Here is an 8,825-nt window from a genome sequence, read left to right as displayed (position 1 = left end):
CGTCGCCGAAGGTCGCCCGCAGCGGGGCGACGCCGGTGAGCCCGAGGATCAGCAGGATCCCCGCGCCGACCGTCATCGCCCCGGCGGTGAGCGCGATCGGCGGCAGCTCCGGGTCGACTCGTCCCGCGATGACGTAGTACACGCAGAGGCCGAGGGAGGCGGTGAGCGCCCAGGCGATGCCGATCAGCTCGGGAGTGGACTCGCCCGACAGGTCCAGGACCAGCACGAGTCCCGCGAGGGCGACGGCCGAGCCGGCGAGGGTGAAGCGGCCGGGGTGCCGCCGGGTGCGCGCCCACGCGAAGAGGACGAGGAAGACGGGGGCCAGGTACTCGATCAGCAGGGCGATGCCGACCGACATGTGCTCGATCGCGCTGTAGAAGCAGAGCTGCGCGGCGACGACGGCGAAGACGCCGTAGAGGCCGATCGTGCCGAGGTTGCGCCGCAGGACGTGCCCCTTGCCGCGGAGGGAGAGGGCGGCGGGGATCGCGAGGACGAGCGCCGCGCCTCCGGCCCGCCACAGGACCGCGGCGGAGGGGGTCCATCCCGCTTCGAGGAGGGGCTTCACGAACGGACCGCCGAGGCCGAAGGCCGCCGCGGCGGCGAGGGCCAGCGCGAGGCCGGAGCCCAGTCGGCGCGGGGGTGTGCTGGCGGTCATGCGCGCATCCTTCGAGACGAGGGGAGGACGAGAAGTCAGGAGTCACACTCGTTATGCTCGTGACAGTCTCCCGTCATCCAGACGGTAGCGGCTCGCCCTGTCAGGAGTCAACATGGTTTTCGCTCATGACGTCGAAGCGTCGCTGACCTCGACCGCTTTCCTCGTCAACACGCTGCCCGAGCTCTCGCACTCGGGGGAGGACGAGCTCGCGACGCTGGAGCAGCTCGACGAGTTCGTGCGCGTCAACCGCTACACCGGCAGCCGCGAGCACTCGACGGCCGAGCTCGAGGCGATCCGGTCGGTCCGCTCCTCCCTCCGCTCGCTCTGGCTGACCAGCGCCGAGGAGGATCTCGTCGCCCTCGTCAACGCCATGCTCGAGGACGGACGCGCCCTGCCGCAGCTCGTGCGCCACGGCCTCTGGGGGTGGCACCTGCACGCGACGCGGGACGAGAGCCCGCTCGCGACGCGCATCGTCGTGGAGGCGGCGATGGCGTTCGTCGACGTCGTGCGCGGCGACGAGCGCGACCGCATCCGGATCTGCGCGGCCGAGGACTGCGAGGCGGTGCTCGTCGACTTCTCGCGCAACCGCTCGAAGCGCTACTGCGACACCGGCAACTGCGGCAACCGGGCGAACGTCGCGGCGTACCGGGCGCGGCGCGCGACGTCGGAGGGGTGAGCGGCCGGGCATCCTAGCCTGGAGGAGCACCTCGCCCTAGCCAGGGCGCGCGGGCGCGTGTAGACTCCTTCGGTCGGCTCTTGACACCGTGCGTTCAGCGCGCGGATGGGTTTGTTAGTCAAGCGGGCCGGATCTCCGACAGTCGTCGTGAGAGACATCACATGTGTGAATCGGCCCCGGTCAAAGACTCGCCCGGGTTCCAGCAGGCTGCGTTCGGACGCGCCCCACGAGGGCGCTCTCCGGCGTGCGCCTGCCCGCGCAGAAACCGAACCCAGGAAGACAGCCATGCCCAAGAACAAGAAGCCCGCCGGCGGACGCCCCGCCAAGAACTTCGAGCCCAACCGCTTCGGCGCGTCCAGCGGCAAGTCGCAGCTCGGAGGCCGCTCGCGCTTCCCCGCGGCCAAGCCCGGCGCGCGCAGCGAGGGCCACCGCGGCTACCGCCCCGTCGACGAGAACGCGCCCAAGAAGGCGCGCTGGAACGCCGACGAGCGCGCCGCCCGCGCCGACGAGCGCACCGAGCGTCCGGCGCGGTCCTACGACCGCGACGACCGTCCCGCGCGCTCGTACGACCGCAGCGAGCGCCCGGCGCGCTCGTTCGACCGCGACGACCGTCCGGCTCGTTCGGCGGACCGCGGCGAGCGTCCCGTCCGCTCCTACGACCGCAGCGAGCGCCCCGCGCGCTCGTTCGATCGCACGGACCGCCCGGCGCGCTCGTTCGACCGCGACGACCGTCCCGCGCGCTCGGCCGACCGTGGTGAGCGCCCCGCCCGCTCCTACGACCGCAACGAGCGTCCTGCCCGTTCGTCCGACCGCACCGAGCGCCCCACCCGCTCCTACGACCGCACCGAGCGCAATGACCGTCCTGCGCGTTCGTTCGACCGCAGCGACCGTCCGGCCCGCTCCTTCGACCGCAGCGACCGTCCGGCCCGCTCCTTCGACCGCACCGACCGTCCGGCTCGCTCGTTCGACCGCGACGAGCGCCCCGCCCGCACCGAGCGCCCCGCCCGCACGTCGTACGACCGCAACGACCGGAGCGACCGCGGCCCCCGCCGTGACTCCTCGGACTTCTACCCCTCGCGCGACACCCGCGGCTCGCACCAGGTCGACGACGTCGTCCTCGAGCGCCTCGAGGCGACCGCGACCCTGGCCGTCGACGTCGAGGGCGTGTCGTTCGGCGACCTCGGCCTCGGCGCCAACATCGTCCGTCAGCTGACCTCGATGGGAGCGGCCGCGCCGTTCCCGATCCAGGCCGCCACGATCCCCGAGGTGCTCCGCGGCAAGGACGTCCTCGGCCGCGGCAAGACCGGCTCCGGCAAGACCATCGCGTTCGGCGCGCCGGTCGTCGAGCGCCTGATGGAGAACAACGGAGGCAAGGACCGCAAGCAGGGCCGCGCCCCCCGCGCCCTCATCCTCGCCCCCACCCGCGAGCTCGCGATGCAGATCGACCGCACGGTGCAGCCCATCGCGCGCTCCGTCGGCCTCTTCACCACGACGATCTTCGGCGGCGTGCCCCAGTACAAGCAGGTCGGCGCCCTCCAGCGCGGAGTCGACATCGTCATCGCGACGCCGGGCCGTCTCGAGGACCTCGTCGAGCAGGGCCGCCTCGACCTCTCGAAGGTGACCATCACGGTCCTCGACGAGGCCGACCACATGTGCGACCTCGGCTTCCTCGAGCCGGTGCAGCGGATCCTCCGCCGCACCGCGACCGGCGGACAGCGCCTGCTCTTCTCGGCCACCCTCGACAAGGGCGTCGCGACGCTCGTCGACGAGTTCCTCGTCGAGCCGAGCGTGCACGAGGTCGCAGGCGAGGACCAGGCGTCCTCCACCATCGACCACCGCGTCCTGGTCATCGAGCACCGCGACAAGGGCGCGATCATCGAGCAGCTCGCCGCGCGCGAGGGCAAGACGCTGATCTTCGCCCGCACCCGCGCGTTCGCCGAGCAGCTCGCGGAGCAGCTGGAGCACGCGGACATCCCCGCGACCAGCCTCCACGGCGACCTCAACCAGTCGCGCCGCACGCGCAACCTGGCGATGCTCACCAGCGGACGCGTCGACGTGCTCGTCGCCACCGACGTCGCCGCCCGCGGCATCCACGTCGACGACATCGACCTGGTGATCCAGGCCGACGCCCCCGACGAGTACAAGACGTACCTGCACCGCTCCGGCCGCACCGGCCGCGCGGGCAAGAAGGGCACCGTCGTGACCCTCATCACGCGCAACCGCCGCCACCGCATGGAGGAGCTGCTCGAGCGCGCCGAGATCGAGGCGGACATGGAGCAGGCCTTCCCCGGCGACCGCGTCCTCGCCGAGATCAGCGCCGCCGCCGAGTAGGGCGTCGCACGACGAAGAGGCGCGGACTCCCCACGGGGTCCGCGCCTCTTCTGGTCGGTGCGGACACCGGTGCGCTCCGGATCGCGGCGCGCGGGAACGCCGAAGGGCGGACACCTGACGGTGCCCGCCCTTCGGCATTCTCAGCAGTCGGAGACTGCGGGCGGCTTACGCAGCCGGCATCAGGACCGTGTCGATGAGGTACACGGTCGCGTTGGCGGTCTGGACGCCACCGCAGATGACGGACGCGTCGTTGACCTTGATGTCGTCGCCGGAACCGGTGACGGTGAGGTCGGTGCCCTGAACGGTGGTCTGGGTGCCGTCGATGTCATCGGGGGCGATCTGGCCGGGGACGACGTGGTAGGTCAGGACCGACGAGAGCGTCTCGGCGCCCTCGGGGGTCGCCAGCAGCTCGAGGGTCGCGGCGTCGAGCTTCGCGAACGCGTCGTCGACCGGGGCGAAGACGGTGAACTCGCTGCCGTTCAGCGTGTCGACGAGGTTGACGTCGGGGTTGAGCTGACCCGAGACCGCAGCGGTGAGGGTCTTGAGGAGCGGGTTGTTCGACGCGGCGGTCGCGACCGGGTCGAGGGCCATGCCGGCGACCGAGCCGGCGCCGTCGGGGACGGTCTCGGCGTAGGTGGCGCAGCCGGGGCCGACGAGGTTGGCGGCCGGGTCCATGGTCTCCATGGGCGTCGAGGACTCCATCGGCGTGGAGGACGACATCGACTCCTCGGTGGACTCGGTGGTCGAGCCGCTGCCGCTGGAGCAGGCGGTGAGGCCGAGGGTCGCGATGCTGATGAGGGCGAATGCGGCGAAAGTGGTGCGCTTGGTGGTTCGCATGATGTTTCTCCTTCATGAGACGGTCCCGGTGACGGGTTCCGTTGTCCTGGTCGTACAAGGGGGGTTGTTGCTGTGTGGACCGTTTCGCGGCCGTTGACATGTCTTCGGAGCCCTGCCCGGGGGGGTTTGGAACGGATCGGAGAAGTTCGGTAACGGCTTCGTAACGGCGCCGCAGAGCCTCGTCGTCCGCCCGAACTTCGTCTCGGCGTGCAGGCGCGTCGATTACCCTGAAAGCCGCTCGCGCTCGCGGGCGCTGGCGCGCGGTCCCCACCAGGGGCCGCCCGGACGAGGAACGGGGCCGCAGGTGCACACCAGGTGGGCGCGAGTCGCGCGGGGCCTCGCCGCCGCCGTCGCCGCGACCGTCACCGCCGCCGCCTCGCACACCCTCGCGGGAGCCCACGCGCCGTCGCCGGCGATCCTCGCGCTGACCTCCGCGTTCGCCGCGGTCGTCTGCGTGCTCCTCGCGGGACGCACCCTCTCGCTCCTGCGGCTGTCCGTCTCCGTCCTGCTCAGCCAGCTCGCCTTCCACGGGCTCTTCCTCACGGGCGGCGGCGAGGTGAGCGTCGTCGGCACCACCGCATCGGGAGCGCACTTCCACGACGGATCGACGCTCGAGCTCGTCGCGGCCGGGAGCGCTCATGCCGCCCACTCCGTCCCGATGACCCTCGCGCACCTCGTCGCGGCCGTCCTCACCATCGCCGCCGTGCGTCGCGGCGAGGCCCTCTTCTTCTCGCTCGGCGAGCGGCTCGTCCGCATCGTCGTGCGCGCCGTGGCCCGCGCCTCGGCGGTCCTGCTCGGACCCGTCGGCCCCTCGGTCGCCGTCGCGGGCGCCCCGGAGCCGCGGTCCCCGCGTCCGCTCGACGCGGTGCTGACGCACCTGCGGCACCGCGGTCCGCCGCGGGGCGTCCTGCACGCCGTCTGACACCGCTCCGTCCCGGGGCGCGTGCTCGGCCGGCGTCCACCCGCGCGCACCGCATCCCCGCGCTGCGCATCCGGACGCCCGGCGATCGCCGGCACCCTCAAGGACCCGAGATCATGAACTCCTCCACCCGCACCTCCTCGACCCGCACCTCTTCCACCCGCATCTCTTCCACCCGCACCTCGGCCGCGCGCCCCTCCTCCCGTCTCCGCCTCGTCGGCAGCGGCGCGCTGGTGGCCGCCGGTTCCGTCGCACTGGCACTCGCCGCACCGACCGCCGCCAGCGCCCATGTGAGCGCCACGGCGAGCACCACGGCCGCCGGCGCGTACACCGTCGTCACGTTCTCCCTCGCGCACGGCTGCGAGGGATCGCCGACGACGGGCCTCACCATCACGATCCCGGACGGGATCAACTCGGTCAGCCCGACCGTGAACCCCAACTGGGACGTCGCGAAGAACGAGGTGCAGCTCGCCGAGCCGATCACCGACTCGCACGGCGCCTCCGTCACCGAGCGCGTCTCGGACGTCGTCTACACCGCGAAGACCCCGCTCGTGGACGGCTTCCGCGACACCGTCTCGCTGCAGCTGCAGCTCCCGGAGGACGCGGCCGGCGACACCCTCGCGTTCCCGGTCCTGCAGACCTGCGAGACCGGCTCGACCGCGTGGGACCAGCCGACCGTCGAGGGTGAGGACGAGCCCGAGCTGCCCGCCCCCGTCGTCGCGGTGACCGCGGCGGAGGAGGGCGCAGGCCACCACGGCAGCGGCTCCGACTCGCACGAGGACGAGGAGACCGCCGAGGCCACGACGGCGTCCTCGACCAGCGCAGCGGGCGGGGCCGACGTCGTCGCCCGCGTCCTCGGAGTCGGCGGTCTCGTCGTCGGCGCGGTCGGAGTCGCCGTCGCGCTCGCGTCGCGTCGTCGCGGCCCGAAGGCGTCCGCGTGATCCTGCGCCGCACCTCCCGTGCCGCCGCCGCCGCGATCGCACTGGGCCTCGCCGGTGCGGTCGCGGTGGCGGCGCCCGCCAGCGCCCACAACTACCTCGTCTCGAGCTCGCCCGCGGCGGACGCCGTCGTGACGGAGCAGCCCGGGACGCTGAGCGTCACCACCAACGACGACCTGCTCGTCCTCGGAGACGACGGACGCGCGGCGGGGCTGCGCGTCGTCGGTCCCGACGGGCTGTACTACGGCGACGGCTGCGTCACGGTCCTCGGACCCGAGGCCTCCATGCCGCTCGAGCTCGGCGCCGCGGGCACCTACGACGTGACCTGGCAGGTCGTGTCGACCGACGGCCATCCGGTGTCGGGCGAGTACTCGTTCGACTGGCAGCCGGCGGACGGAGTGGCCGTCGCCGACGGCTCCGAGACGGTGCCGGACTGCAACGGCACCGTCGACGTCTCGGGCGCCGCCGCTCCTGCCGAGGACGGTTCCGACGCGGCGGCGCCCTCCGGAGCCGATGCGGTGCCGATCGGCGACGTGCTCTGGATCGGCGGTGCGCTCGTCGCGGTCGTCGCCGCCGTCGGAGTGACGCTGCTGGTGCTGCGCCGCCGCCCGCAGGCGTAGGGGACGTCCCCGGGCAGGGTGCTCAGCGCCGGGCGCCGGATGCTGCGCTCAGCGCAGCAGAGCCGCCAGCGGGCTCCCGTCGAGGTCGGCCAGGACCGCCGCGGCGTCCTCGTAGACCGCGACGGCGCCCGCCTCGCGGAGCTCGTGCTCGCCCGTTCCGCCCGACAGCACGGCGACCGTCGCGAGGCCCGCCCGCTCGGCCGACAGCACGTCCCAGGAGGCGTCGCCCACCATGATCGCGTCGTCCGGGCCGGCGCCCGCCCGCTCCAGGGCGATCGCGATGATGCCCGGGTCGGGCTTCGCCGTGTCGACGTCCTCCCCGCTCGTCACCGCGTGCACGGCGTCGCCGAGGTCGAGGACCTCGAGCAGCAGGTCGAGCTCCTGCTGGGGAGCGGAGGTCGCGAGGACCACGTGCACGCCGCGTCCCGCGATCTCCCGGATCAGCTCCCGCGCCCCGGGGAGGAGGGTCAAGCGTGCGCCGAGCTCGGCGTAGTTCTTCGCGTGCAGGGTCTTCAGCTGCGAGCGGGTGGCGTCGTCGACGTCGTCCTCGGTGAGCATGCCGATCAGCTCCGAGGAGTCGGCGCCGATCGCGCGCTGGATGCGCCAAGCCGGCACCTCGAGATCGCACTGCCAGAACGCTCGCGCCCACGCCTCGATGTGCAGGAAGTTGGAGTCGACGAGCGTGCCGTCGATGTCGAAGAGGACCGCGGTGGTGCGCGGGGTACCGGTGCTCGTGCCTGTGCTCGTGCCTGTGCTCGTGCCTGTGCTCGTGCCGGAGCCGGTGCCGGTGCCGGTGCTCGTGCTGTTCTCGCTCATGCTCGTGTCGTCCTCCGGAGTCGTCGGACCCGGCGTCGTCACCAGGCGGAGATCGGCACGCTACTCCCCGACAAGGGTCGGGCAGGACCCCCTTGCCACAGACGTCTTCCCACAGACTCATCCGCACCGCACCGCACCGCACCGCACCGCACCGCTCTGCTCTGCTCTGCTCCGCGCCGCTCCGCACCGCTCTGCGTCGGTCGCCTCGCACACCACCGCGCGCACACACCGTGGTCCTCATAGGTTCTGCGCGCGCCGACTAGAACCGTGGAGGCCCCTCCACAGCAGTGCTGACCTGTTCGCGCCAGAGGTCGGCCGGCGGCTCCGGTTCCTCCGGTCGGGTGAGGTACCGCCGTCCCGTCGGGCTCGTCCACTCGAGGATGCCGCCCGGACCGTGGCGGAGGGACCACCTGCTCGTGTGCCGGAGTCGGTGATGGTGTCGGCAGAGGTGGGCGAGGTTGTCGACGTCGGTGCGTCCGCCGTGCTGCCACTCGACGCCGTGGTCGACGTCGCTGTCCGAGGCCGAGCGGGTGCAGCCGGGGAAGCGGCAGGTCCGATCACGCAGCACGAGCGCCCGGCGGAGGTCGGCGGGGGGCCGGTAGGAGGTGCGCCCGACCGAGAGGACCGCTCCGCTCTCGGGGTGGGTGAGGATGCGGGTGAAGGAGGGAGCCTGTGCAGCGAGGCGTCTCGCGGTCCGGGCATCGACGGGTCCGTACCCCTCGAGCACGCCGGGTTCCTCCGAGCGGCCGAGCAGGGTCAGGACGGGGACCGTCACCGCGACGCGGGGACGGATGCCTCGGGGGACAGCGGCCGCCGGCCGTGAGCCGTCGGGACGCTCGTCGATCTCGCCGTCGAGCAGGAGCGCCGTGCCGACGTCTGCGCGCAGCTGCGGGAGGGAGCGCGACTCCTCCGGCGCCTCCTCCAGTGCGCGGGCAGCGCGGTCGATGCGGTCGAAGGCGCCGTGCGCTTCGGGTGCCGGCAGGTGCAGGTGCAGCGTCGCCATGCCGTCGAGCTCTCCGTCGAGCCAGACCCC

9 protein-coding genes are annotated in these 8,825 nt (G+C 72.9%); 5 read left to right on the top strand and 4 right to left on the bottom strand.

The window, feature by feature from the left end; genetic code table 11:
* A partial coding sequence (locus IOC53_RS18095; RefSeq protein WP_207407929.1) for an EamA family transporter occupies window positions 1-655 on the bottom strand: 655 nt, incomplete at its 3' end.
* A 112-nt stretch (window positions 656-767) separates the two neighbouring features.
* On the opposite strand from IOC53_RS18095, the gene IOC53_RS18090 reads away from it, so the two are divergent.
* Together IOC53_RS18090 and IOC53_RS18085 are read left to right on the top strand one after the other, a co-directional pair.
* Entirely contained in the window at window positions 768-1,331 is a 564-nt protein-coding gene (locus tag IOC53_RS18090) for a CGNR zinc finger domain-containing protein (protein WP_207407928.1), read from the top strand.
* Window positions 1,332-1,616: 285 nt separating this feature from the next.
* Window positions 1,617-3,662: a DEAD/DEAH box helicase gene (locus IOC53_RS18085; protein ID WP_207407927.1), complete on the top strand. Its 2,046-nt coding sequence runs from the start codon at window positions 1,617-1,619 to the stop codon at window positions 3,660-3,662.
* A 165-nt stretch (window positions 3,663-3,827) separates the two neighbouring features.
* On the opposite strand, the gene IOC53_RS18080 is transcribed toward IOC53_RS18085, so the two are convergent.
* The gene (locus IOC53_RS18080; protein WP_207407925.1) at window positions 3,828-4,499 is read right to left on the bottom strand and encodes a fasciclin domain-containing protein; all 672 of its coding nucleotides are present in this window, start codon (window positions 4,497-4,499) and stop codon (window positions 3,828-3,830) included.
* A gap of 304 nt (window positions 4,500-4,803) precedes the next feature.
* Here IOC53_RS18080 and IOC53_RS18075 point away from each other — a divergent pair, with 304 nt between their 5' ends.
* From IOC53_RS18075 to IOC53_RS18065, 3 genes are all read left to right on the top strand, one after another.
* Complete coding sequence (locus IOC53_RS18075) at window positions 4,804-5,421, top strand: hypothetical protein (RefSeq protein WP_207407923.1); 618 nt, start codon at window positions 4,804-4,806, stop codon at window positions 5,419-5,421.
* Between the two features lie 113 nt (window positions 5,422-5,534).
* The gene (locus tag IOC53_RS18070; RefSeq protein WP_207407921.1) at window positions 5,535-6,359 is read left to right on the top strand and encodes a YcnI family protein; all 825 of its coding nucleotides are present in this window, start codon (window positions 5,535-5,537) and stop codon (window positions 6,357-6,359) included.
* A complete protein-coding gene (locus IOC53_RS18065) occupies window positions 6,356-6,976 on the top strand; it encodes a copper resistance CopC family protein (RefSeq protein ID WP_207407920.1) in 621 nt (206 codons plus the stop codon). Before IOC53_RS18070 ends, IOC53_RS18065 begins: the two co-directional genes overlap by 4 nt.
* A gap of 48 nt (window positions 6,977-7,024) precedes the next feature.
* Here IOC53_RS18065 and IOC53_RS18060 read toward each other — a convergent pair whose 3' ends face one another.
* Together IOC53_RS18060 and IOC53_RS18055 are read right to left on the bottom strand one after the other, a co-directional pair.
* Window positions 7,025-7,792 carry an HAD family hydrolase gene (locus tag IOC53_RS18060; protein WP_207407918.1) on the bottom strand — a complete coding sequence of 256 codons (768 nt, stop codon included), beginning with the start codon at window positions 7,790-7,792 and terminating at the stop codon, window positions 7,025-7,027.
* Window positions 7,793-8,051: 259 nt separating this feature from the next.
* Window positions 8,052-8,825, bottom strand: a 774-nt coding sequence (locus tag IOC53_RS18055; protein ID WP_207407916.1) for an HNH endonuclease signature motif containing protein, incomplete at its 5' end; no start/stop codon positions are given.

Source organism: Rathayibacter sp. SD072 (assembly GCF_017355185.1).
Lineage (GTDB): Bacteria > Actinomycetota > Actinomycetes > Actinomycetales > Microbacteriaceae > Rathayibacter.
The sequence above is the reverse complement of the archived record's forward strand: the minus strand, read 5'-3'. Positions and strand labels throughout refer to the sequence as shown.

Coding starts and splice junctions, on each gene's coding strand:
- IOC53_RS18070 (WP_207407921.1), top strand. CDS start 5,535: ATGAACTCCTCCACCCGCACCTCCTCGACCCGCACCTCTTCCACCCGC.
- IOC53_RS18060 (WP_207407918.1), bottom strand. CDS start 7,792: ATGAGCGAGAACAGCACGAGCACCGGCACCGGCACCGGCTCCGGCACG.
- IOC53_RS18085 (WP_207407927.1), top strand. CDS start 1,617: ATGCCCAAGAACAAGAAGCCCGCCGGCGGACGCCCCGCCAAGAACTTC.
- IOC53_RS18090 (WP_207407928.1), top strand. CDS start 768: ATGGTTTTCGCTCATGACGTCGAAGCGTCGCTGACCTCGACCGCTTTC.
- IOC53_RS18080 (WP_207407925.1), bottom strand. CDS start 4,499: ATGCGAACCACCAAGCGCACCACTTTCGCCGCATTCGCCCTCATCAGC.